The sequence below is a fragment of the Micromonospora sp. WMMA1996 genome (assembly GCF_002573675.1).
In the GTDB taxonomy this organism is placed as follows: domain Bacteria; phylum Actinomycetota; class Actinomycetes; order Mycobacteriales; family Micromonosporaceae; genus Micromonospora; species Micromonospora sediminicola.
The window spans coordinates 1054473-1078208 of the sequence record NZ_PDHU01000001.1 but is presented as its reverse complement, the minus strand read 5'-3'; the positions used below and the strand labels follow the sequence as shown (position 1 = coordinate 1078208).

The window sequence follows — 23736 nt, the reverse complement described above, 5'->3', positions numbered from 1 at the left end:
ATGGATCTCGACAAGATGATGCGAGATGCTAAACATCTTGTCAACAACCGCCGAACATTTTATATCGATCTTGGCGATATGATTGAGCAGGTGGGTTCGGCTCACACCGGAGGGCCCGGTACGGCGGCTTCCATCGGTGGCGACGTACGCTCGGGGATGTGACGGCGAACCGGGAGATCGACGACATCCTGCAACGCGGCGCGGACGGCGGGCGGATCACGCCCGAGGAGGCCCTGCTGCTCTACACCGACGCGCCCTTCCACGCGCTGGGCGAGGCGGCCGACGCGGTCCGGCGCCGCCGCTACCCGGACAACATCGTCACGTACCTGATCGACCGCAACATCAACTACACGAACGTCTGCGTGACGGCGTGCAAGTTCTGCGCGTTCTACCGGGCGCCCAAGCACTCCGAGGGCTGGACCCACCCGACCGAGGAGATCCTGCGCCGCTGCGGCGAGGCGGTCGAGCTGGGCGCCACCCAGGTCATGCTCCAGGGCGGGCACCACCCGGACTACGGCGTGGAGTACTACGAGGAGCTGTTCTCCTCGGTCAAGAAGGCCTACCCGCAGCTCGCCATCCACTCGATCGGGCCGAGCGAGATCCTGCACATGGCGAAGGTCTCCGGCGTGAGCCTGGACGAGGCGATCGCCCGGATCAAGGCCGCGGGCCTGGACTCGATCGCCGGCGCCGGCGCCGAGATGCTGCCGGACCGGCCGCGCAAGGCGATCGCGCCGCTGAAGGAGTCCGGCGCCCGCTGGCTGGAGGTCATGGAGCTGGCCCACCGGCAGGGCCTGGAGTCGACCGCGACCATGATGATGGGCACCGGCGAGACCAACGCCGAGCGGATCGAGCACCTGCGGATGATCCGCGACGTGCAGGACCGCACCGGCGGCTTCCGGGCCTTCATCCCGTGGACCTACCAGCCGGAGAACAACCACCTGAAGGGCCGCACCCAGGCGACCGCGCTGGAATACCTGCGGCTGATCGCGGTGGCCCGGCTCTTCTTCGAGACGGTGCCGCACCTCCAGGCGTCCTGGCTCACCACCGGCAAGGACGTGGGCCAGCTCGCGCTGCACATGGGCGTGGACGATCTCGGTTCGATCATGCTGGAGGAGAACGTCATCTCCTCGGCCGGCGCCCGGCACCGGTCCAACCTGCACGAGCTGATCGGCATGATCCGCTCGGCGGACCGGATCCCCGCCCAGCGCGACACGCTCTACCGCCGGCTCGCGGTGCACCACACGCCCGCCGACGACCCGAGCGACGACCGGGTGGTGTCGCACTTCTCGTCGATCGCGCTGCCCGGCGGCGGCGCCGGGAAGTCACTGCCCCTGGTCGAGGTGAACTGACGCGGCTCCACCGTTCGGCTGGACGGCCCGTCGATTCCGGTGAAGCTTCGGCGTGGATCTCGACGGGCCCGTCGGCGGGCCGCTAACGTGCCCGCTCGGCACCGTCCATCAGGGCCGCGAGCTGCCAGGTAACAGGTCGGCGGCGACCCGGTCGAGGGCGGTACCGCGCGCCGTCGCGGCGACTACGCTGGCGGCGTCCGGCGGACCGTCGTCCTCCATCGGCCCATGAGGGCCGTTCACATAACGCACCGCGGCAAGGGCGGGATGGGTGACCATCCCGCCCTTGCTGTCGGTGGCGGTCAGTGGGAATTGCAACCGTACGGCGCTGGCGCGTCGATGCGTCGCTCCGGTACCGTCCGTTCGTTCCGTGCCCGATCGGCACGTCCCTACCCCCGGGGGAACCATGACCTTCCGATACCGCTCCACGCTGGCCCGCGCCGGCGTGGTGGCCCTGCTCTCCACCGCCGCGCCGGTCGCGTTCGGCGTGCCGGCGCAGGCGGCCGACCTGGCCGACCTCGTCCTCGCCCCGATCAGCACCGGGCTGGCCAGGGGCGTCGAGGCGGCCCAGGCAAAGCCGGTCAAGTTCACCGTCACCAACGTCGGCACCGCCACCGCCAAGGACGTCAGCGTCCGGGTCAAGGTGGACGATCTCAACCCGAAGCGGGTGGGCTACCTGCGCCCGGCCGGCTGCCGGGTGGTCTCCCCGCAGCTCTTCGACTGCCTCCTGGGCGACGTGCCGGCCGGCACCAGCGAGGACTTCGGCATCCCGCTGTTCAGCACCGGCGGCAAGGGGGACGGCGGCGTGCTGACCGTCGGCGTCTCCACCACCACCCCGCAGCCGAACACCGCCGACGACATCGTCGAGCTGCCGATCCGGGTGACCAAGCCGGGTTACGACCTCACCGCCTGGGTGCAGGACATCCAGGACAACGTCGTGGTCAACGGCGCGGTGCGGGACGAGCCGGACCTGAAGCCGGTGCGTCGGGGCAGGACGGTCCCGCTGGACTGGGCGGCCTACAACCACGGCAGCCAGTCGGCCACCGGTGTCGTCTACGGCCTCACGCTGCCCGCCGGGGTCGCCTTCGTCGACCTGCCGGAGGGCTGCGTGCGCCAGGAGGTGCTGGGCAAGCAGCAGGCCGTCTGCGAGGACGCGGGCGCGGTGATCCGGCCCGGCCAGTACTACACCGCCGGGGTCACCGTGCGCGTCGGCGACGACGTGACCGAGACCGTGCTGCACGAGGGCGACTTCTTCGCCTACGGACTGGACCGCGCCGAGGGCACGCCGGACGAGGCGCCCAAGGCGGCCAGCCAGGCGCAACGACGCACCTTCGCCGAGGTCGACGAGCTGGACAACCACACCATCTTCGAGGCCTTCGTCGACCTGTCCGCCGAGCCCACGCCCGGCCCCAGCGGCACCCCGCAGCCGACGCCGACCGCCGAGCCGACCCCGAGCGGCGGCGCGACCGCGGTCCCGACCCCGACGGCTGGTGGCGGCAACGGCGGTGGCTCCGGTGACGGCGGCCTGCCGGTGACCGGTGTGCAGGTGGGCCTGATCGGCGGTGTCGGCGCGGTCGTCCTCGCCGCCGGTGCGGCGCTGATGATGCTGTCCCGGCGCCGCAAGGTGGTCCTGGTCGCCCCGACCGAGGAGCGCACCGAGGACTGACCGGAGTCGGTTACCGGACGAGGGCGGGGTGGGCGACCACCCCGCCCTCGTCGCGTACCCGGGGGGAGCCGGGGCCGGCGTGGCTGGCAGAGTGGAGGGGTGAGCCGTACCCCGCAGGGCCAGCGCGCCAGCCTGGACAAGCAGCCGCACGAGGTCGCCGCCATGTTCGACGGTGTGGCGGCCCGCTACGACCTGACCAACACCGTGCTCTCCTTCGGGCAGGACCGGTCCTGGCGGCGGGCCACCCGGGCGGCGCTCGGCCTGCGCCCCGGCGAGCGGGTGCTGGACGTGGGCGCCGGCACCGGGGTGTCGACCGAGGAACTGGCCCACTCCGGGGCGTACGCGGTCGGCGCCGACCTGTCGCTGGGCATGCTGCACGCCGGCAAGCGCACCCGCCCGGCGGTGCCGCTGCTGGCCGGGGACGCGCTGCGGCTGCCGTTCGCCGACGCCAGCTTCGACGCGGTGACCATCTCCTTCGCGCTGCGCAACGTGAGTGACACCGACGCCGCGCTGCGCGAGCTGGCCCGGGTGACCCGGCCGGGCGGACGGCTGGTGGTCTGCGAGTTCAGCACGCCGGTGAACCCGGCGTTCCGCACGGTCTACCTGTCGTACCTGATGCGGTCGCTGCCGGCGGTGGCCCGCGCGGTGTCCAGCAACCCCGACGCCTACGTCTACCTCGCGGAGTCGATCCGGGCCTGGCCGGACCAGGCCGCGCTGGCCGCGCGGATCGGTGCGGCCGGGTGGGGCCGGGTGGCCTGGCGCAACCTGACCGGCGGCGTCGTCGCGCTGCACCGCGCCGTCCGGGACTGATCCCTCGGTCGACTCAAACCGACCATTTCGTGAATATCCGGTTCTGGTCTACTTTGTCCCGTAGGCTCGCCCCCATGACGGGATCGGACCAGGTCGCCACCGACGACGACGCCGCCGAGCTGATCGCCCAGCTCAGGGAGTTGGCCGGGGCGGATCCCGCGGACGTCCGTCAGGTCGTCGCCGAGGTGCTGGCGGCGTTGGACCGCGCCGCCGGGGGCGCGCTGCGCGACCACCTGCCCGAGGCGATCCGCCTCGACGCCGGTCTGGGGCCGGCCACGCCGGCCCGCCCGTGACCGATATCCACATCCTTACCGGCGGGTTTCCGTGAAGTTAGGCACCCCTGGTCGCATACAGGTGTAACGCCGGTCATAGACTCCAACCCGATCGGCTTGTGAAGCATTTCACGAGCATGCGGGAGGAGGCGCGGATGACCGCGGTGGAGAACGACGCCGACGTCATCGTCGTGGGCGCCGGTCCCGGAGGATCGGCCACGGCGTACCACCTGGCGCGGCACGGCGTACGCGTGCTGCTGCTGGAGAAGACGGAGTTTCCCCGGGAGAAGGTCTGCGGCGACGGGCTCACGCCCCGCGCCGTGCGGCAGCTGATCCGGATGGGCGTGGACACCTCGCCCGAGGCCGGCTGGCTGCACAACAAGGGCCTGCGGGTGATCGGCGGTGGGGTACGCCTGGAGCTGGACTGGCCCGACCTGGCCAGCTTCCCCAACTACGGCCTGGTCCGGACCCGGCTCGACTTCGACGACCTGCTCGCCCAGCGTGCCGTCGCCGCCGGTGCGAAGCTGCGCACCGGGGTGAACGTTCTGACCCCGGTGCTCGACGCGGACGACCGGGTGATCGGCGTGCAGGCCGAGGTCGGCCCGGACAAGGAGCCGGCCACCTTCCACGCGCCGCTGGTGGTCGCCGCCGACGGCGTCTCCGGCCGCTTCCCGCTCGCGCTCGGGCTGACCAAGCGGGAGGACCGGCCGATCGGCGTCGCGGTCCGCCGCTACTACCGCTCGCCCGCCAAGCACGACGACGACTACCTGGAGTCCTGGCTGGAGCTGCGGGCCAAGGGCAACGACGCGCTGCTGCCCGGCTACGGCTGGATCTTCGGCCTCGGCGACGGCCGGGTGAACGTCGGCCTGGGCGTGCTCAACTCCTCCTCGGCGTTCGGCAAGACGAACTACCGGCGGCTGCTCACCGACTGGCTGGCCAACACCCCGGAGGACTGGGGGATGACCGACGAGGCCAACGCGGAGGGTCCGATCCTCGGCGCCGCGCTGCCGATGGGCTTCAACCGGGTCCCGCACTACACCCGCGGCGTGCTGCTCGTCGGCGACTCCGGCGGCATGGTCAACCCGTTCAACGGCGAGGGCATCGCGTACGCGATGGAGTCCGGCGAGCTGGCCGCGGAGGTCGCGGTGCAGGCGCTCGCCCGCCCGGCCGGCGCGGAGCGGGAGCGGGCGCTGATGGCCTACCCGCAGGAGCTGAAGGCCCGCTTCGGCGGCTACTACCGGCTCGGCGGCATCTTCGTGAAGCTGATCGGCCGGCCCGAGGTGATGCGGCTGGCCACCAAGCACGGCATGCCGCACCCGATGCTGATGCGCTTCGTGCTCAAGCTGCTGGCGAACCTGACCGACCCGCGCGGCGGGGACGCGATGGACCGGGTCATCAACGCGATGACGAAGGCGGCCCCGGCCGTGTAGGAGACCACCGGCCCGGGGGCCTGCCCACGGGACGGACGGAGATCGACCCCCGCCGACCGAGGTCGTGAGGGACGTGAATAGTGTGATTTTGGCCAACCACCGAGGTCAGGGAAGGACGAGCAGGGGACAACGATGACGCTCTCTCCTTACGCACCCATCATCGGGCTGTTCGCCCTCGCCGCGGGGTTCGCGCTGTTCTCCGTGGCCGCCGCCCGATTCGCCGGCCCCCGGCGTCTGAACAAGGCCAAGCTCGAGGCGTACGAGTGTGGCATCGAGCCGAGCCCGCAGCCGGTTGGCGGCGGCCGGTTCCCGATCAAGTTCTACCTGACGGCGATGCTCTTCATCGTCTTCGACATCGAGATCATCTTCCTCTACCCCTGGGCGGTCTCCTTCGACGCCCTGCCGATCTTCGGCTTCGTGGAGATGGTCCTGTTCATCGTCGCGGTCTTCGTCGCCTACGCCTACGTCTGGCGGCGCGGCGGCCTGGACTGGGACTGAGGAGGTAGCAGATGGGCATCGAGGAGAAGCTTCCCTCCGGCGTCCTGCTCACCAGCGTCGAGAAGCTGGTCAACTGGTCGCGGAAGTCGTCCGTCTGGGGCGCCACGTTCGGCCTCGCCTGCTGTGCCATCGAGATGATGGCGGCCGGCGGCCCGCACTACGACATGGGCCGCTGGGGCATGGAGGTCTTCCGCGCCTCGCCCCGGCAGGCCGACCTGATGATCGTCGCCGGCCGGGTCAGCCAGAAGATGGCCCCGGTGCTGCGGCAGATCTACGACCAGATGGCCGAGCCCCGCTGGGTCATCTCGATGGGCGTCTGCGCCAGCAGCGGCGGCATGTTCAACAACTACGCGATCGTGCAGGGCGTCGATCACGTCGTGCCGGTCGACATGTACCTGCCCGGCTGCCCGCCCCGGCCGGAGATGCTCATCGACGCGGTGCTCAAGCTCCGCGAGAAGATCATGTACGAGCCGCTGGGCCCGAACGGCCGCAAGATGCTGGAGGCCCGCAAGGAGCGCGGTGACGTGCCCGTCGTGCCGTACGGCTCGATGCCGTCGTCGTACCGCAACGACAAGGCTCGGCGCGCCGAGTGGACGAAGGCGGTCCGCGAGGGGCGCGAGGAGCAGTTGCGGATCGAGAACTGGATGAAGGCGCAGAACCACCTCCAGACGCAGGGGGGACCCAAGTGAGCGCGAGGAGTGCAGCGAAGCGGAGCCCCGCAGTCGCGATCGGAGGGCAGGCCCAGTGACCTCGCCGAACGACCGGAACAACGACGGCGGGGTGCCGGTACCGACCACCCCCGCCGGGGCCAGTTCCACCGCGCCGGCCGAGTACCCGCCGGCCTCTCCGGCCGGCAGGGGCATGTTCGGCAACCAGGGCACCGGAGACGTCTCCGGCTACGGCGGCCTGGTCCGCCAGCGCAAGCCCATCGAGGAGGCCGCCCGGCCGTACGGGAGCTACTTCGACGAGGTGCGGGACGCGCTGGAGGAGGCGTACCCGGCCTTCAGCGACGCGATCGAGAAGGTCGTGGTCGACCGGGGTGAGCTGACCCTGCACGTACGGCCGGAGCGGATCGCCGAGGTCTGCCAGGTGATGCGCGACGACCTGTCGCTGCGCTTCGAGCTCTGCTCCTCGGTGTCCGGTGTGGACTACCTGGGCGCCGACGAGCGCCGGCTGCACGTGGTCTACCAGCTGACCTCGATGACCTACCGCCGGCAGGTCCGGCTGGAGGCCGCGGTCTCCGCCGAGGACCCGCACCTGCCGAGCGTCACGGCCGTCTACCCGACCGCCGACTGGCAGGAGCGGGAGGCGTACGACATGTTCGGCATCGTCTTCGACGGCCACCCCAACCTGACCCGGATCCTCATGCCGGACGACTGGGAGGGGCACCCCCAGCGCAAGGACTACCCGCTCGGCGGCGTACCCGTCGAGTACAAGGGTGCGGAAATTCCCCCGCCGGACCGTAGGAGGTCCTACCAGTGAGCGCGAGGAGTGCAGCGAAGCGGAGCCCCGCAGTCGCGATCGGAGGGCTGACACTGTGACCACGTCGAACTACGCGACCGAGCGCGAGACCACCGAGGGCAAGGTCTTCACCGTCACCGGTGGCGACTGGGACCAGGTCGTCTCCGGCACCGACCCGATCAACGACGAGCGGATCGTCGTCAACATGGGTCCGCAGCACCCGTCCACCCACGGCGTGCTCCGGCTGATCCTGGAGCTGGAGGGCGAGACGGTCCGCGAGGCCCGCTCGGTCGTCGGCTACCTGCACACCGGCATCGAGAAGAACCTGGAGTACCGCAACTGGGTCCAGGGCTCGACGTTCGTGACCCGGATGGACTACCTCTCCCCGATCTTCAACGAGACGGCGTACGCGCTCGCGGTGGAGAAGCTGCTCGGCGTCACCGACGAGGTGACCGAGCGGGCCACCACGATCCGGGTGCTGATGATGGAGCTGAACCGGATCTCCTCGCACCTGGTCTGGCTGGCCACCACCGGCATGGAGCTGGGCGCGATCAACATGATGTTGTACGGCTTCCGCGAGCGGGAGTACATCCTCGACATCTTCGAGACCATCACCGGCCTGCGGATGAACCACGCGTACGTGCGGCCGGGCGGCGTGGCGCAGGACGTGCCGGACGACGCGATCCGCAAGATCCGCGACTTCCTGGCGCTGATGCCGAAGAAGCTCAAGGAGTACGAGAACCTGCTCTCCGGCCAGCCGATCTGGATCGAGCGCACCACGAACGTCGCGGTGCTCGACGTGACCGCCTGCCTGGCGCTCGGCGTGACCGGCCCGGTGCTCCGCTCCGCGGGGCTCGCCTGGGACCTGCGCAAGACCATGCCGTACTGCGGCTACGAGACGTACGAGTTCGACGTGCCGACCCACACCGACGGTGACGTGTGGGGCCGCTACCTGGTCCGACTGGCGGAGATCCGCGAGTCGCTGAAGCTGGTCGAGCAGGCGCTCGACCGGTTGAAGCCGGGCCCGGTGATGGTGTCCGACAAGAAGATCGCCTGGCCGGCGCAGCTCGCCATCGGCGTCGACGGCATGGGCAACTCGCTGGAGCACGTCGCGAAGATCATGGGCCAGTCGATGGAGTCGCTGATCCACCACTTCAAGCTCGTCACCGAGGGTTTCCGGGTTCCGCCGGGCCAGGTGTACGTCGGCATCGAGTCGCCCCGCGGCGAGCTGGGCGTGCACGCGGTGTCCGACGGCGGCACCCGGCCCTACCGGGTGCACTACCGGGAACCGAGCTTCATCAACCTCCAGGCCCTCCCGGCCATGGCCGAGGGTGGCCTGATCGCCGACGTGATCGCCGGCGGCGCCTCGCTGGACCCCGTGATGGGTGGTTGTGACCGATGAGTGTGTTCACTGAGGAGACCCGACTGCGGGCGCGGGAGATCATCGCCCGCTACCCGGCGGACCGGTCGCGCTCGGCGCTGCTGCCGCTGCTGCACCTGGTCCAGTCCGAGGAGGGTTACGTCTCCCCGGCCGGGGTCGAGTTCTGCGCCGAGGTGCTCGGGCTGAACAAGGCCCAGGTCGGCGCGGTCGCCACCTTCTACACCATGTACAAGCGCAAGCCGAGCGGTGACTACCTGGTCAGCGTCTGCACCAACACCATGTGCGACGTGCTGGGCGGCCAGGCGGTCTACGACGCGCTCGCCGAGCACCTGGGCGTCGGGCACGAGGAGACCACCGCCGACGGGAAGATCACTCTGGAGCACGCCGAGTGCCTGGCGGCGTGCGACTACGGCCCGGTGATGACCGTCAACTACGACTTCTTCGACAACGTGGAGCCGCAGGGCGCGCTCGGCGTGGTGCAGGAGTTGCAGGCCGGTGGCCGGCCGATGCCGACCCGGGGCGCGCGGCTCTGCACGCTGAAGGAGATGGCGGTCCAGCTCGCCGGCTTCGCCGACGAGCGGGACGGCGCGGTGGCCGACGGCGGGCCGGGCGCGCCGACGCTGCGCGGCCTGCGCCTGGCCGAGGAGCACGGCATCGCGGTGCCGGGCTTCGACCCGAAGACGCCGATCCGCAGCAAGGCCGAGGCCGACCGGGCCGCCGCCGAGGCCAAGGCGAAGGCCGAGGCCGAGAAGCCGGCCCCCGCGCCGGAGCCGGCCAAGGCCGCCGAGCCGGCGAAGGCCGACGGCGCGGACAAGACGGCCGAGCCGGCCAGGGCGGGCACGACGGCCACGACCGGCACCGCCGGCAACGCGGGCGCGGCCGAGCCGGCGACGCCCGCGGCGGCCAGCGGCAGCACCGCGCCGGACGTGAAGGCGCCGGACGACAAGTCGCCGCAGGTGCGTACCGCCGAGACCCGGCAGCCGGACGCGAGCACCCCGGTGCCCGACGCGCCGGGCACCAAGGTCCCGGTGGACGGCCCGGCACCGGCGCCGCGTGACGCGCGGGCGGCGGAGGCGGCCGGCGCGGCGGCGAACCCGCCGGCCGGCGACGGCAAGCCCGCCGGCGACGCGGCCGGCGCGCAGGAGCGCAACCTCAAGGAGGCGGAGGCCGGTACGGACGCCGACGGCGCCGACCCGGCGGACGCGAGCGGAACGGGGGTCCGGAAGTGACCACTCCTCGGCCGGAGACGTTGGCCAAGCTCACGCCGGTGCTCACCAAGCGCTGGCTGTCGCCGGACGCCTGGCGGCTCGGCACCTACGAGAAGCTGGACGGCTACGCCGCCCTGCGCAAGGCGCTCAAGGCGCACCCGGACGACCTGATCCAGCTGATCAAGGACTCCGGGCTGCGCGGCCGGGGCGGCGCGGGCTTCCCGACCGGTCTCAAGTGGGGGTTCATCCCGCAGGGCGACGGCAAGCCGCACTACCTGGTGGTGAACGCCGACGAGGGCGAGCCGGGCACCTGCAAGGACCTGCCGCTGATGACGCACGACCCGCACGCGCTGGTCGAGGGTGTGATCATCGCGTCGTACGCGATCCGGGCCAGCCGGGCGTACATCTACATCCGCGGCGAGGCCGTGCACGCCGCCCGGCGGCTGCGCAGCGCGGTGGCCGAGGCGTACGCCAAGGGCTACCTCGGCCGGAACATCCTCGGTTCGAAGTTCGACCTGGAGCTGGTGGTGCACTCCGGCGCCGGGGCGTACATCTGCGGCGAGGAGACCGCGCTGCTGGACTCGCTGGAGGGCTTCCGGGGCCAGCCCCGGCTGCGCCCGCCGTTCCCGGCGACCCACGGCCTGTACGCCAGCCCGACCGTGGTCAACAACGTCGGCACCATCGCCAGCGTGCCCTACATCGTGCTGGGCGGCGCGGACTGGTGGAAGACCATGGGCACGGAGAAGTCGTCCGGCCCGATGATCTACTCGCTCTCCGGCCGGATCGCCAACCCCGGCCAGTACGAGTGCTCGATGGGCATCACGTTGCGCGAGCTGATCGAGCTGGCCGGCGGGATGAAGCCCGGACACGAACTGAAGTTCTGGACCCCGGGCGGCTCCTCGACGCCGCTGCTCACCGCCGAGCACCTGGACGTGCCGCTGGACTTCGAGGGGGTGGCGGCGGCCGGCTCGATCCTGGGCACCACGGCCACGCAGATCTTCTCCGACCAGGACTGCCCGGTCTACGCGACCTACCGGTGGCTGGAGTTCTACCACCACGAGTCGTGCGGCAAGTGCACCCCGTGCCGCGAGGGCAACTACTGGATGGTCCGGGTCTACCGGCGGATCCTGTCCGGCCAGGGCACCCACGAGGACCTGGACACCCTGCTCGACACCTGCGACAACATCCTCGGCCGCTCGTTCTGCGGTCTGGGTGACGGTGCGACCAGCTCGGTGACCTCGTCGCTGAAGTACTTCAAGCAGGACTACCTCGACTACATCGAGGGACGTACCGCTCCGAAGCTCTCCGACAAGCAGCTGGTTGGAGCCCACTGATGACGGACGTAGCCAAGCAGACCGAGACCGTCACGCTGACCATCGACGGCGTCGAGGTCACCGCGCCCAAGGGAGCGCTGCTGATCCGGGTCGCCGAGCAGTTGGGCACCGAGATCCCCCGCTTCTGCGACCACCCGCTGCTGGCCCCGGCCGGCGCCTGCCGGCAGTGCCTGGTGGAGGTGGAGGGCCAGCGCAAGCCGGTCGCCTCCTGCACCCAGACCGTCGCCGACGGCATGGTCGTGCGGACCCAGCTCACCTCCCCGGTCGCCAAGAAGGCCCAGGAGGGGGTGATGGAGCTGCTGCTCCTCAACCACCCGCTGGACTGCCCGATGTGCGACAAGGGCGGCGAGTGCCCGCTGCAGAACCAGGCCATGTCCACCGGCCGCACCGACTCCCGCTTCCACGAGCACAAGCGGGAGTACCCGAAGCCGCTGCCGATCAGCACGCAGGTGCTGCTCGACCGCGAGCGCTGCGTGCTCTGCCAGCGGTGCACCCGGTTCTCCGAGGAGATCGCCGGTGACAAGTTCATCGATCTGATGGGACGCTCCTCGCACGAGGAGATCAACATCTACCGGGACGAGGAGTACGGCGAGGAGGGCGACGAGGGGGATGTTCCCTTCAACTCGTACTTCTCCGGCAACACCGTGCAGATCTGCCCGGTGGGCGCGCTGACCGGCGCGCAGTACCGCTTCCGCTCCCGCCCGTTCGACCTGGTCTCCTCGCCCAGCGTCTGCGAGCACTGCTCGGCCGGGTGCGCCCAGCGCACCGACTGGCGGCGGGGCAAGGTGCTGCGCCGGCTGGCCGGCGACGACCCGGCGGTGAACGAGGAGTGGAACTGCGACAAGGGGCGCTGGGGCTTCCAGTACACCCGCGCGTTCGACCGGCTCACCACCCCGCTGGTGCGGGACGAGAAGACCGGTGAGCTGCGCGAGGCGTCCTGGAGCGAGGCGTTCGCCCGGGCCGCGGAGGGGCTGCGCGCGGCCCGCGACGGCGGCACCGGCACGGCGGTGCTGACCGGCGGCCGGCTCACCGTCGAGGACGCCTACGCGTACGCGAAGTTCGCCCGGGTGGCGCTGCACACCAACGACATCGACTTCCGGGCCCGCCCGGTCTCCCGCGAGGAGGCCGACTTCCTGGCCAGCAACGTCGCCGGGGTCACCGACGTGACCTACGCGGACGTGGAGAACGCGCCCGCGGTGGTGCTGGTCGGCCTGGAGCCGGAGGAGGAGTGCCCGATCCTCTTCCTGCGGCTGCGCAAGGCGTACCTGAAGAAGAAGCTCACCGTGTACGCGATCGCGCCGTTCGCGACCCGCGGCCTGGAGAAGCTCGGGGCGAAGCTCGCCCGGGTGGTGCCGGGCGAGGAGGCCAGCGTGCTGGCCGAGCACGCCACGGTGGCCGAGGCGCTGGGGCAGCCGGGCGCGATCCTGATCGTCGGCGAGCGGCTGGGCGCGGTGCCCGGCGGACTCTCCGCGGCGGCGGACGTGGCCCGGCGTACCGGAGCCCGTCTGGCCTGGGTGCCGCGGCGCGCGGGTGACCGCGGCGCGGTCGACGCGGGCTGCCTGCCCAACCTGCTCCCCGGCGGTCGCGTGGTCACCGAGCCGGCCGCCCGCGCGGAGCTGGGCGAGGCGTGGGACATCCCGGCCGGGGTCATCCCGAGCCAGGCCGGCCGCGACACCGACGGCATCCTGGGCGCGGCGGCCGAGGGCCGCCTCGGCGCCCTGGTGGTGGCCGGGGTCGACCCCGCCGACCTGGCCGACCCGCGCCTGGCCGAGACGGCCCTGGACGCGGTGCCGTTCCTGGTCAGCCTGGAACTGCGGATGAGCGCGGTGTCCCGGCGGGCCGACGTGGTCTTCCCGGTCGCCCCGGTGGTCGAGAAGGCCGGCAGCTTCCTCGACTGGGAGGGCCGGCTGCGCACCTTCGAGAAGGTGCTGGACACCGGCGCGATGACCGACGGTCGGGTGCTCGACGCCATCGCGGCGCAGCTCGACGTGCGGCTCGGCGCCGGCGACGTGCCGAGCGTGCGCCGCGAGCTGGGCGCGCTGCCCCGGACCCGGGTCGAGCGGCCGTCCGCGCCCTCGGTCGAGCCGGCCACCGTGCCGCAGCCCGGGCCGGGCCAGGCCGTGCTGGCCACCTGGCACCAGCTCGTCGACCTGGGCAGCCTCACCGACGGCGACGAGCACCTCGCCGGCACCGCCCGCCCGCCGGTGGTCCGGCTGGGCAAGGGCACCGCCGAGGCGCTCGGCGTGGCCGACGGGGACCCGGTCACGGTCGGCACCGACCGCGGCGCGGTCACCCTGCCGGCGGCCATCACCGAGATGCCGGACGGCGTCGTCTGGCTGCCGACCAACTCACCCGGCTCGACCGTACGACGCAGCCTCGGCGCGACGTCCGGTCACGTCGTCACGGTGACCGCGGCGCCCGTCGCCGCGGACGCCGCCGCGCGCCCGGGTCCGCTCCTCAACACCGGGGGTGTATCCCAGTGAACGCCGTCATCCTCGCGGCGCAGGACCCGACGCTCGCCGACTTCGGCAAGGACCCGTGGTGGCTGGTCCTCGGGAAGATCGTCTTCGCGTTCGCCTTCGGCCTGCTGGCCACGCTGCTCGGCGTCTGGTTCGAGCGGCGGGTCGTGGGCCGGATGGCGGTGCGGCCCGGCCCCAACCAGGTCGGCCCGTTCGGCCTGCTCCAGACGCTCGCGGACGGCCTGAAGATGGCGTTCAAGGAGGACATCCTCCCGCGCGCCGCCGACAAGGTGGTCTTCTTCTTCGCCCCGACCATCTCGGTGATCTCCGCGGTCACCGCGCTGTCGGTGATCCCCTTCGGCCCGAAGGTGAGCATCTTCGGTCACTGGACGCCGCTGCAGGTCACCGACGTGTCGGTGGCGGTGCTGGTGATCCTGGCCTGCTCCTCGATGGGCGTCTACGGCATCGTGCTCGGCGGGTGGGCCTCCGGCTCGACGTACCCGCTGCTCGGCGGTCTCCGGTCCAGCGCCCAGATGATCTCCTACGAGGTCGCGATGGGGCTGAGCATCGTGGCGGTGTTCATGACCGCCGGCACGATGTCGACCAGCGGGATCGTCGCCGCGCAGGGCGACGCCACCCAACTGAGCATCGGCGGGTTCGACCTGCCCGCCCCCGGCTGGTACGCGATCCTGCTGCTGCCCAGCTTCATCATCTTCTTCATCGCCATGGTCGGCGAGACCAACCGGGCGCCGTTCGACCTGCCGGAGGCGGAGTCGGAGCTGGTCGCGGGCTTCATGACGGAGTACAGCTCGCTGAAGTTCGCGCTCTTCATGCTCTCCGAGTACGTGGCGATGGTGACCATGTCGGCGGTCACCACCACGCTGTTCCTCGGCGGCTGGCGGGCCCCCTGGCCGATCACGCTCTGGTCGGGCGCCAACGAGGGTTGGTGGCCGATGCTGTGGTTCTTCGGCAAGGTGATCCTGCTGGTTTTCGTGTTCGTCTGGTTGCGCGGCACGCTGCCCCGGCTCCGCTACGACCAGTTCATGCGGTTCGGCTGGAAGGTGCTGCTGCCGATCAACCTGGTCTGGATCCTGGTGCTCGCCGGGCTGCGCTCGATCGAGGACTGGCAGACCAACGACCGGCTGCTCGCCACCGCCATCGGCGCGGGCGTGCTGCTGCTGGCCACGCTCTTCTGGCCCGGCAAGAAGAAGCAGCCGAAGCCGTCCCCGCAGGAACAGGTGGACAGCCGGCCGTACGGCAGCTTCCCGCTGCCCCCGATGGATCTTCAGGTTCCGCCGAGCCCCCGTACCCGGCGCGTGGTCGCCGAGCGGGAGCCGGCCAACGTCGTCGCCGGCTCGGACTCCAGGGAGGTGTGACGTGGGCGCGATCACCGGAACGTTCAAGGGCTTCGGGGTCACCTTCTCGCACATGTTCAAGAAGGTCGTCACCACCGACTACCCGTTCAAGCCGCCGGTCTCGGCGCCGCGCTACCACGGGCGGCACATCCTCAACCGGCACCCGGACGGGCTGGAGAAGTGCATCGGCTGTGAGCTGTGCGCCTGGGCCTGCCCGGCCGACGCGATCTACGTGGAGGGTGGCGACAACACCGAGGAGCAGCGCTTCTCCCCGGGTGAGCGGTACGCCAGCACCTACCAGATCAACTACGCCCGGTGCATCTTCTGCGGGCTCTGCATCGAGGCCTGCCCGACCCGTTCGCTCACCATGAGCAACGAGTACGAGCTGGCCCGGGACAACCGGCAGGACCTGATCTTCACCAAGGAGCAGTTGCTCGCGCCGCTGCTCGAAGGCATGGAGCAGCCGCCGCACCCGATGCGGCTGGGCGACAGCGAGAAGGACTACTACGTCGGCGCGTTGACCAACCCGGGCACCTCGGCCGGCGCCGAGCACTCGCCGATGGGCCCGGGCCGGTACCAGGTGGAGGAGCACCCCGGCGTGACCTTCCCCGGCGCCGAGCAGGCCGCGCAGCGGTCCGAGGCGGGCAAGGGAGCAGGGGCATGACCACACAGACGGTGCTCGCCGCGGCGGGCGACGTGACCGGGGGTGAGGAGGTCACCTTCTGGATCCTCGCTCCGCTGGCCCTGATCGGGGCGCTCGGCATGGTGTGGGCCCGCAACGCGGTGCACTCCGCGCTCTGGCTGGTGCTGACCATGCTCTGCCTGGGCGTGTTCTACGTGCTCCAGGCCGGGCCGTTCATCGGCATGGTGCAGATCATCGTCTACACCGGCGCGATCATGATGCTCTTCCTGTTCGTGCTGATGCTGGTCGGCCGGGACGCGTCCGACTCGCTGATCGAGACGCTGCGTGGCCAGCGGGTCGCCGCGGTGGTGCTCGGGCTCGGCTTCGCCGGCCTGGTCGGCACCGGCCTCTACCGCGCGCTCGACGGCGTGCGGGCGGCCGGGCTCGACCAGGCCAACGCCGAGGGCAACGTGCAGGGCATCGCCCGGCTGCTCTTCACCAAGTACGTCTTCGCCTTCGAGCTGACCTCGGCGCTGCTGATCACGGCCGCGGTGGGCGCGATGGTGCTCGCGCACGTGGAGCGGCGCAAGGAGGACCGGATGGACCAGGTCGCCACCATGAAGGCGCGGTTCCGGCCCGGCAACTACCCCGGCCCGAAGCCCGGTCCGGGTGTCTTCGCCACCTCCTCCTCGGTGGCCACGCCGGCCCGCCTGCCGGACGGCCGGCTCACCGACCGCGGCATCCCGGAGATCATGCCGGTGCGCGACATGACGGCCGAGGAGACCGCACTGAAGGGGACCGACAAATGACCCCGGACTACTACCTGATCCTCGCGGCGGTGCTGTTCACCATCGGCGCCGTCGGCGTGCTGGTCCGGCGCAACGCCATCGTGCTGTTCATGTGCGTCGAGCTGATGCTCAACGCGGCCAACCTGACGCTCGTCACGTTCAGCCGGATCAACGGTGACCTAAACGGCCAGATCATGGCGTTCTTCGTGATGGTGGTGGCGGCGGCCGAGGTCGTGGTCGGGCTCGCGATCATCATGGCGATCTTCCGGACCCGGCGCTCGGCCAGCGTCGACGACGCCAACCTGCTGAAGTACTGAGGGGTCTGCGGTGGAACAGACTGTGGAATTCGCTACTGCGGATGGCCTGCTGGGCAGCGTCTGGCTGCTGGTGGCGATCCCGCTGGTCAGCGCGGCGGTCCTGCTGCTGCTCGGCCGGCGGGCGGACCGCTGGGGCCACTGGCTCGGCGTGGCGGCCATCGGCGCCGCGTTCGTGCTCGGCCTGACCTACTTCTTCCAGCTGCGCGGTCTGGAGAACAAGCAGGTCGAACAGAGCCTCTGGCAGTTCATCACGGTCGGCGACCTGAAGGTGGACTTCGGCCTGCTCTTCGACCCGCTGGCCGCGGTGTTCGTGCTGCTGATCACCGGGGTGGGTTTCCTCATCCACCTCTACGCCGTGGAGTACATGGCGCACGACGAGGGCCGGCGCCGGTTCTTCGGGTACTTCAACCTGTTCGTCGCCGCGATGCTGCTGCTGGTGCTCGGCAACAACTACGTGATGCTCTACTTCGGCTGGGAGGGCGTCGGCCTGGCGTCGTACCTGCTGATCTCCTTCTGGTACGGCCGGCCCAGCGCGGCCACCGCCGGCAAGAAGGCGTTCCTGATGAACCGGGTCGGCGACGCCGGCCTGGCCATCGGCATCTTCGTCATGTTCGCCATGCTCGGCACCACCCAGTACGACGAGGTGTTCAACGGGGTCGGCTCGCTGACCTCCACCACGGTGCTGGTGCTCGGCCTGCTGCTGCTCCTCGGCGCGGCCGGCAAGTCCGGCCAGTTCCCGCTCCAGGCCTGGCTGCCGGACGCGATGGAGGGCCCGACCCCGGTGTCGGCGCTCATCCACGCGGCCACCATGGTCACCGCGGGCGTCTACCTGATCGCCCGCTCCAACCCGATCTTCTCCGCCAACGAGACGCTCCAGCTCGTGGTGGTCAGCGTCGGCGCGCTCACCCTGCTGATGGGCTGCGTCATCGGCGCGGCGAAGGACGACATCAAGCGGGTGCTGGCCTGGTCCACGGTGAGCCAGATCGGCTACATGTTCCTCGGCGTCGGTCTCGGCGGCGGCGCGTACGCGCTGGCCATCATCCACCTGCTGGCGCACGGCTTCTTCAAGGCCAACATGTTCCTCGGCGCCGGCTCGGTCATGCACGGCATGAACGACCAGGTGGACATCCGCCGCTTCGGCGGACTGTCGAAGTACATGAAGATCACCTGGCTGACGTTCATGATGGGCTGGCTGGCCATCATCGGCATCCCGCCGCTCTCCGGCTACTTCTCCAAGGAGCCGATCATCGCGTCCGCGTTCGAGCGGGAGGGCTGGACCGCCTGGCTGTTCGGCGGGGCGGCGCTCCTCGGCGCCGGGCTCACCGCGTTCTACATGACCCGGCTGTTCGTGCTCACGTTCCACGGCCCGAAGCGGTGGACCGAGGACATCGAGCACCCGCACGAGTCGCCCAAGCTCATGACGATCCCGCTGATCCTGCTCGCCGCCGGCTCGGTGGTGGCCGGTGGTCTGATGACGCTGAACGACGGCGTGGTGTCGTGGCTGACCCCGGTGCTCGGCGAGGAGGCGGGTGGCGAGGCGCACGGCGTGCTCTCGCACACCGTGATCACCATCCTCTCGATCCTGATCACCGTGCTCGGGGCCGGGCTGGCCTGGTTCCTGTTCCGCAACGGCACGGCCACCGAGCCGCAGCCGGCCGGTGTGGTGGTCACCGCCGCCCGCCGCAACCTCTACACGGACGCCTTCAACGAGGCGGTCTTCGAGAAGCCGGGCATCTTCCTCACCCGGGCGCTGGTGTTCCTCGACAACCGGGGCGTCGACGGGCTGGTCAACGGCCTCGCCGCCGCGGTGGGTGGGGGCTCGGGCCGGCTCCGGCGGCTGCAGACCGGCTTCGTGCGGTCGTACGCGACCTCGATCCTGACCGGCGCGCTGCTCGTGGTGGCGGCGTTCCTGGCGGTGCAGGCGGGGTGGCTGGCGTGATCGACAGCAACGCGGCCGCCCCCGCCGGCGGGCCACGCAGTCACGACGGAGGTAAGGCCGAATAATGTCCAACTTCCCGTTCCTCTCGGTGCTGACCGTGGCGCCGCTGGTCGGCGCCCTGGTGGTGGCGTTGCTGCCGCGCAGCCGGCCGGACCTGGCCAAGCTGGTGGCGTTCGGCTGGTCGCTGCTGGTGCTGGTGCTCTCGGTGGTGATGTGGTTCGCCTTCTCCGCCGGCGGTGACCGGTTCCAGTTCCGCGAGTCGTACCCGTGGATCCCGAACTGGGGCGTGCGGTTCACCTTCGAGGTGGACGGCATCGCGCTGGTCATGCTGATGCTGATCGCGATCCTGGTGCCGCTGGTGATCCTGGCGTCCTGGCACGACGCCGAGTCGTCCAAGCGCTCGGTGCCGGTCTACTTCGCGCTGCTGCTCGTCCTCGAGTGCACGATGATCGGCGTCTTCGCCGCCGCCGACGTCTTCCTGTTCTACGTGTTCTTCGAGGTCATGCTGGTGCCGATGTACTTCCTGATCGGCAGCTACGGCGGCCACCAGCGGCAGTACGCGGCGGTGAAGTTCTTCCTCTACTCGCTGGTCGGCGGTCTGTTCATGCTGGCCGCGGTGATCGGACTCTGGGTGGTCGGCGGGAAGACCTTCGACTGGCAGGCGCTGAGCCAGGCGGAGTTTGCCACGAACACGGCCCGCTGGCTGTTCCTCGGCTTCTTCATCGCCTTCGCGATCAAGGCGCCGTTCTTCCCGTTCCACACCTGGCTGCCGGACGCCGGTGGCGCCGCCCCGGCCGGCGCGGCCGCGCTGCTGGTCGGCGTGCTGGACAAGGTCGGCACGTTCGGCATCCTGCGCTACTGCCTCCCGCTGTTCCCGGAGGCGTCGCGCTGGTTCGCGCCGTGGGCGCTGGCGCTGGGGGTCATCGGCATCATCTACGCCGCGCTGCTGGCGGTCGGCCAGAACGACCTGAAGCGGCTGGTGTCGTACACCTCGATCGCGCACTTCGGGTTCATCGGTGTGGGTATCTTCGCCTTCACCACCCAGGCCGGCACCGGCGCGGTGCTCTACATGCTCAACCACGGGCTCGCCACCGGCCTGCTCTTCCTGGTGGTCGGCATGCTGATCGCCCGGCGCGGCTCGGCGCTGATCAGCGACTTCGGCGGCGCGGGCAAGCTGGTGCCGGTGCTGGCCGGCGTGCTCTTCTTCGCCGGTCTGGCCTCGCTGGCGCTGCCCGGCACCGCGCCGTTCGTCTCCGAGTTCCTGGTGCTGATCGGCACGTTCACGGTCAACAAGCCGGTCGCGGTGATCGCCACGCTCGGCATCATCCTGGCCGCCGCGTACGTGCTGTGGATGGTGCAGCGCACCACCCAGGGCACGCTCAACCCGGCGCTGACCGAGGTCGAGGGCATGCGCCGGGACCTCACGCTGCGCGAGAAGGTCGTCGTCGCGCCGCTGATCGCGCTGATCGTGCTGCTCGGCTTCTATCCGAAGCCGGTCACCGATGTCATCAACCCCGCCGTCCAGGCGACCATGCAGGACGTCGGCAAGTCCGATCCCGCCCCTGAGGTCGGCAGCGTCCAGGAGGCTTCCCGGTGAGCGCGAGGAGTGAACGAGCGGAGCGAGTGAGCCCCGCAGTCGCGAACGAAAGGCCAGCACTGTGAGTGAACTGAAGCTGCCGTCGATCGACTACGCGGCGCTCGCTCCCATCCTGATCATGTTGGGCGCGGCTCTGGTCGGCGTTCTGGTCGAGGCGTTCGTGCCGCGCCGTCTGCGCAACGGGGTGCAGCTCGGTCTCGCCCTGCTGGCGGTGCTGGCCGCGATCGCCATGGTGATCCTGAACTCCGACGACCGGCTGATCACCGCCGGTGGCGCGATCGCGGTGGACGGGCCGACGCTGTTCCTCCAGGGCGCCATCCTGGTCCTGGCCGCCATGGCGCTGCTGCTCGTCGGCGAGCGCACGGTGGAGCGGGGCGGCGCCTTCGTGGCGCACGCCGCGGTCACCGCCGAGTCGCCCGAGGACCGCAAGCAGGCCGAGGGCGTCGGCGGCGCCACCGAGGTCTACCCGCTGATGACGTTCGCCATCGGCGGCATGCTGATCTTCGTGGCGGCGAACGACCTGCTGACCATGTTCATCTCGCTCGAGGTCTTCTCGCTGCCGCTCTACCTGCTCTGCGCGCTGGCCCGCCGCCGGCGACTGCTGAGCCAGGAGGCGGCGATGAAGTACTTCCTGCTCGGCGCGTACGCCTCGGCGTTCTTCCTGTTCGGTGTCGCCCTGATCTACGGCTTCACCTCCGGGATCCCGGGTCGCGGGGCCGGCGTGGACTTCGCCACCGTGCACGCGGCGGTCGGCCAGTCCTCGTCCAGCCAGGTGCTGCTCTTCGCCGGCATGGCGCTGCTCGCCATCGGTCTGCTGTTCAAGGCCGCCGCCGCGCCGTTCCACGTCTGGACGCCCGACGTCTACCAGGGCGCGCCGACGCCGGTGACCGGCTTCATGGCCGCCTGCACCAAGGTCGCCGCGTTCGGCGCGCTGCTGCGGGTCTTCCACGTCGCCTTCGCCGGCGCCGCCTGGGACTTCACCCCGGTGCTCGGCGTGGTGGCGGTGCTGACCATGCTGGTCGGCGCCGTGCTCGCGGTCACCCAGACGGACATCAAGCGCCTGCTGGCGTACTCGTCGATCGCGAACGCCGGCTACCTGCTGGTGGGTGTCCTGGCGCCGACCAAGTCGGGGCTCTCCGGCACGATGTTCTACCTGGCCGCGTACGGCTTCTCGGTGCTCGCCGCGTTCGCCGTGGTGACGCTGGTGCGGGACGCCGACGGCGAGGCCACCCACCTGTCCCGCTGGGCCGGGCTGGGTCGACGCTCGCCGTTCTTCGCGGCGGTCTTCACGTTCATCCTGCTGGCCTTCGCCGGCATCCCGCTCACCAGCGGTTTCACCAGCAAGTTCGCGGTGTTCGGGCCGGCGCTGGAGGCGAACCAGGCGTGGCTGGTGATCGCCGGCGTGCTGACCAGCATGGTGCTGGCGTTCCCGTACCTGCGGGTCGTGGTGATGATGTGGCTCTCCGAGCCGGGCGAGGCGACCCCGACGGTGGCCGTGCCGGGCGCGCTCACCTCCGCGGCCCTGGTCATCGGCGTGCTGGCCACGCTGGTCCTCGGCGTGGTCCCTGGGCCGCTGCTCGACCTGACCACCGGTGCCGCCGAATTCGTCCGATGATCGAACGCATCCTCCGGGGGCCGGTACGCCGTGGCGTGCCGGCCCTCGGCCTCCATCCCCCTCGCCGAGCAGGTCGAACGGGTGTGGCATGGTTGAAGACGTGGTGAACCCGGCTGGCGAGCATTCAGGTCAGTTCGGCGCGCTCGGCCTGCACCTCGCCGACCCGCGCGTCGAAGCCTCCGTGCTGGGCGTGCTCGACCGGGTCGAGGCGCACCTGCGGGCCAGCGTGGCCAGCGCGGACCCACTCGTCACCGAGGCGGCCCGGCACCTGCTCCAGGCCGGCGGCAAGCGGTTCCGCCCGTTGCTGGTGGCGCTGGGCGCCCAGTTCGGCGACCCGGAGGCCGCGCAGGTCGTCCCGGCCGCCGTGGTGATGGAACTCACTCACCTGGCGACGCTCTACCACGACGACGTGATGGACGAGGCGGCCGTGCGGCGGGGCGCCCCGAGCGCCAACTCCCGCTGGACCAACTCGGTGGCCATCCTGGTCGGCGACTACCTCTTCGCCCGGGCCGCGGACATCGCGGCCGACCTGGGCCCGGAGGCGGTCCGGTTGCAGGCGCGAACGTTCGCCCGGCTGGTGCACGGCCAGATCGCCGAGACGGTCGGGCCGCGGGACACCGACCCGGTCGCCCACTACCTGCACGTGATCGCCGAGAAGACCGGTTCGCTGATCGCCACCTCGGCCCGCTTCGGCGGCATGTTCGGCGGCGCGTCCCCCGAGCACATCGAGGCCCTGGCCGGATACGGCGAGATCATCGGGGTGGCGTTCCAGCTCTCCGACGACCTGCTGGACATCGCCAGCGAGTCGGTGGAGTCCGGCAAGACGCCCGGCACCGACCTGCGCGAGGGCGTGCCCACCCTGCCGGTGCTCTACGCGCTCGCCGCCGACGACTCGGACGCGGCCAGCGTGCGGCTGCGGGAGATCCTGGCCACCGGGCCGCTGGTCGACGACGCGCTGCACGCCGAGGCGCTGACCCTGCTCCGCGAGTCCCCGGCGCTCAAGCGCGCCCGGGAGACGGTGCGCAGCTACGCCGAGGACGCCCGCGCCCGCCTCGCCCCGCTCCCCGAGGGCCCGGCCCGCCGCGCGCTGGAATCCCTCTGCGACTACATCGCCGACCGCACCAGCTGACCGTCCGGCCGCTCCCGGGCCGCCCGGCCGGTCCGTCGCTTCCAAGCCGGCCGGGCCGGAACACCGAGCTGACGCCGCGGCACGCGTTCGCCACCACGGCCCGCTCCGCGGGGGATGAGGGCTGCCGGGGTCACCGGGACCAGCGCCCGCGTCGGCTCCTCCACCGTCACGGAACGTAGTCGCCGCTGAGAAGAGATCGCGTTTTGCGCGATATACCGCTGGGTCATAAATATGACCAGGCGGTATATCGCTCGAATGTGGCGTCTTCCTTGTTGCGGCGGCCGGTCACCGGCACCCCGCCCCTTGCGGCGCCAGGGCATCCCAGGGATCACGCCGCTGGCCCGGTCCGCCCGGTGCAGGCCGCCCGCCCGGGCACGCGCCCGCTCGAAACCGACGCCCACCCGCGCTACGCCGACCCCGGCACCCGCCCCCGCGCTACGCCCATCCCGGCGCTACGCCGACCCCGCGCTACGCCCACCCCGCGCCCCGCCCCCGCGGTGCCACGCCCT

At 71.0% G+C, this 23736-nt stretch carries 20 protein-coding genes and 1 pseudogene; all 21 read left to right on the top strand.

Features of this window, described 5'->3' with window-relative positions; all coding sequences use genetic code 11:
• The 21 genes and pseudogenes from COO58_RS30105 to COO58_RS05145 all read left to right on the top strand — a co-directional run bounded on the left by COO58_RS30105 (position 1) and on the right by COO58_RS05145 (position 23227).
• Positions 1-162: a hypothetical protein gene (locus COO58_RS30105; protein WP_176558742.1), complete on the top strand. Its 162-nt coding sequence runs from the start codon at positions 1-3 to the stop codon at positions 160-162.
• Positions 159-1349 (top strand): cyclic dehypoxanthinyl futalosine synthase, encoded by a 1191-nt coding sequence (gene mqnC / locus COO58_RS05240; protein ID WP_091565148.1) that lies wholly within the window; start codon positions 159-161, stop codon positions 1347-1349. Before COO58_RS30105 ends, mqnC begins: the two co-directional genes overlap by 4 nt.
• Before the next feature lie 403 nt (positions 1350-1752).
• On the top strand, positions 1753-3012 hold the full coding sequence (locus tag COO58_RS05235) for a cell wall anchor protein (protein ID WP_091565147.1): 1260 nt from the start codon (positions 1753-1755) through the stop codon (positions 3010-3012).
• Positions 3013-3111: 99 nt separating this feature from the next.
• Complete coding sequence (locus tag COO58_RS05230; protein WP_091565145.1) at positions 3112-3822, top strand: demethylmenaquinone methyltransferase; 711 nt, start codon at positions 3112-3114, stop codon at positions 3820-3822.
• A 74-nt stretch (positions 3823-3896) separates the two neighbouring features.
• Positions 3897-4115, top strand: coding sequence for a hypothetical protein (locus tag COO58_RS05225; protein ID WP_091565146.1), 219 nt, complete (start codon positions 3897-3899; stop codon positions 4113-4115).
• Between the two features lie 134 nt (positions 4116-4249).
• A complete protein-coding gene (locus COO58_RS05220; RefSeq protein ID WP_098746117.1) occupies positions 4250-5524 on the top strand; it encodes a geranylgeranyl reductase family protein in 1275 nt (424 codons plus the stop codon).
• 132 nt (positions 5525-5656) lie between these two features.
• The gene (locus COO58_RS05215) at positions 5657-6022 is read left to right on the top strand and encodes an NADH-quinone oxidoreductase subunit A (protein ID WP_073834101.1); all 366 of its coding nucleotides are present in this window, start codon (positions 5657-5659) and stop codon (positions 6020-6022) included.
• An 11-nt stretch (positions 6023-6033) separates the two neighbouring features.
• On the top strand, positions 6034-6711 hold the full coding sequence (locus COO58_RS05210; protein ID WP_091062855.1) for an NADH-quinone oxidoreductase subunit B family protein: 678 nt from the start codon (positions 6034-6036) through the stop codon (positions 6709-6711).
• Between the two features lie 55 nt (positions 6712-6766).
• Positions 6767-7504, top strand: a complete 738-nt coding sequence (locus tag COO58_RS05205) for an NADH-quinone oxidoreductase subunit C (protein WP_091583704.1) — start codon at positions 6767-6769, stop codon at positions 7502-7504.
• Positions 7505-7559: 55 nt separating this feature from the next.
• Positions 7560-8885, top strand: coding sequence for an NADH-quinone oxidoreductase subunit D (locus tag COO58_RS05200; protein ID WP_091583700.1), 1326 nt, complete (start codon positions 7560-7562; stop codon positions 8883-8885).
• Positions 8882-9745 (top strand): annotated as a pseudogene (gene nuoE / locus COO58_RS05195) (NADH-quinone oxidoreductase subunit NuoE); the annotation flags it as partial. The gene COO58_RS05200 and the pseudogene nuoE, both read left to right, overlap by 4 nt.
• 344 nt (positions 9746-10089) lie before the next feature.
• Positions 10090-11406: an NADH-quinone oxidoreductase subunit NuoF gene (nuoF, locus tag COO58_RS05190; RefSeq protein ID WP_091583693.1), complete on the top strand. Its 1317-nt coding sequence runs from the start codon at positions 10090-10092 to the stop codon at positions 11404-11406.
• The gene (locus COO58_RS05185; protein WP_098744031.1) at positions 11406-13889 is read left to right on the top strand and encodes an NADH-quinone oxidoreductase subunit G; all 2484 of its coding nucleotides are present in this window, start codon (positions 11406-11408) and stop codon (positions 13887-13889) included. The genes nuoF and COO58_RS05185 overlap by 1 nt, the downstream gene beginning before the upstream one ends.
• The gene (gene nuoH, locus COO58_RS05180; RefSeq protein WP_091583686.1) at positions 13886-15241 is read left to right on the top strand and encodes an NADH-quinone oxidoreductase subunit NuoH; all 1356 of its coding nucleotides are present in this window, start codon (positions 13886-13888) and stop codon (positions 15239-15241) included. Before COO58_RS05185 ends, nuoH begins: the two co-directional genes overlap by 4 nt.
• Before the next feature lies 1 nt (position 15242).
• Positions 15243-15884 carry an NADH-quinone oxidoreductase subunit NuoI gene (gene nuoI, locus COO58_RS05175; protein ID WP_091583682.1) on the top strand — a complete coding sequence of 214 codons (642 nt, stop codon included), beginning with the start codon at positions 15243-15245 and terminating at the stop codon, positions 15882-15884.
• Positions 15881-16651: an NADH-quinone oxidoreductase subunit J gene (locus COO58_RS05170; protein WP_091583679.1), complete on the top strand. Its 771-nt coding sequence runs from the start codon at positions 15881-15883 to the stop codon at positions 16649-16651. Before nuoI ends, COO58_RS05170 begins: the two co-directional genes overlap by 4 nt.
• Positions 16648-16947 (top strand): NADH-quinone oxidoreductase subunit NuoK, encoded by a 300-nt coding sequence (gene nuoK / locus COO58_RS05165; protein ID WP_089154544.1) that lies wholly within the window; start codon positions 16648-16650, stop codon positions 16945-16947. The genes COO58_RS05170 and nuoK overlap by 4 nt, the downstream gene beginning before the upstream one ends.
• 10 nt (positions 16948-16957) lie before the next feature.
• Complete coding sequence (nuoL, locus tag COO58_RS05160; RefSeq protein ID WP_091583674.1) at positions 16958-18886, top strand: NADH-quinone oxidoreductase subunit L; 1929 nt, start codon at positions 16958-16960, stop codon at positions 18884-18886.
• A gap of 64 nt (positions 18887-18950) precedes the next feature.
• On the top strand, positions 18951-20483 hold the full coding sequence (locus COO58_RS05155; protein WP_098744030.1) for an NADH-quinone oxidoreductase subunit M: 1533 nt from the start codon (positions 18951-18953) through the stop codon (positions 20481-20483).
• Between the two features lie 61 nt (positions 20484-20544).
• Positions 20545-22098, top strand: a complete 1554-nt coding sequence (gene nuoN / locus COO58_RS05150; protein WP_091583667.1) for an NADH-quinone oxidoreductase subunit NuoN — start codon at positions 20545-20547, stop codon at positions 22096-22098.
• A gap of 88 nt (positions 22099-22186) precedes the next feature.
• Positions 22187-23227 carry a polyprenyl synthetase family protein gene (locus COO58_RS05145; protein ID WP_091583663.1) on the top strand — a complete coding sequence of 347 codons (1041 nt, stop codon included), beginning with the start codon at positions 22187-22189 and terminating at the stop codon, positions 23225-23227.
• Positions 23228-23736: the final 509 nt, after the last annotated feature.

Excerpts from the sequence above, each read along its gene's own strand:
- COO58_RS05145 (WP_091583663.1), top strand. The coding sequence starts at position 22,187 with ATGGTTGAAGACGTGGTGAACCCGGCTGGCGAGCATTCAGGTCAGTTC.
- COO58_RS30105 (WP_176558742.1), top strand. The coding sequence starts at position 1 with ATGGATCTCGACAAGATGATGCGAGATGCTAAACATCTTGTCAACAAC.
- COO58_RS05170 (WP_091583679.1), top strand. The coding sequence starts at position 15,881 with ATGACCACACAGACGGTGCTCGCCGCGGCGGGCGACGTGACCGGGGGT.
- nuoK (WP_089154544.1), top strand. The coding sequence starts at position 16,648 with ATGACCCCGGACTACTACCTGATCCTCGCGGCGGTGCTGTTCACCATC.
- COO58_RS05225 (WP_091565146.1), top strand. The coding sequence starts at position 3,897 with ATGACGGGATCGGACCAGGTCGCCACCGACGACGACGCCGCCGAGCTG.
- COO58_RS05210 (WP_091062855.1), top strand. The coding sequence starts at position 6,034 with ATGGGCATCGAGGAGAAGCTTCCCTCCGGCGTCCTGCTCACCAGCGTC.
- COO58_RS05155 (WP_098744030.1), top strand. The coding sequence starts at position 18,951 with ATGTCCAACTTCCCGTTCCTCTCGGTGCTGACCGTGGCGCCGCTGGTC.
- COO58_RS05185 (WP_098744031.1), top strand. The coding sequence starts at position 11,406 with ATGACGGACGTAGCCAAGCAGACCGAGACCGTCACGCTGACCATCGAC.
- COO58_RS05235 (WP_091565147.1), top strand. The coding sequence starts at position 1,753 with ATGACCTTCCGATACCGCTCCACGCTGGCCCGCGCCGGCGTGGTGGCC.
- COO58_RS05215 (WP_073834101.1), top strand. The coding sequence starts at position 5,657 with ATGACGCTCTCTCCTTACGCACCCATCATCGGGCTGTTCGCCCTCGCC.
- COO58_RS05220 (WP_098746117.1), top strand. The coding sequence starts at position 4,250 with ATGACCGCGGTGGAGAACGACGCCGACGTCATCGTCGTGGGCGCCGGT.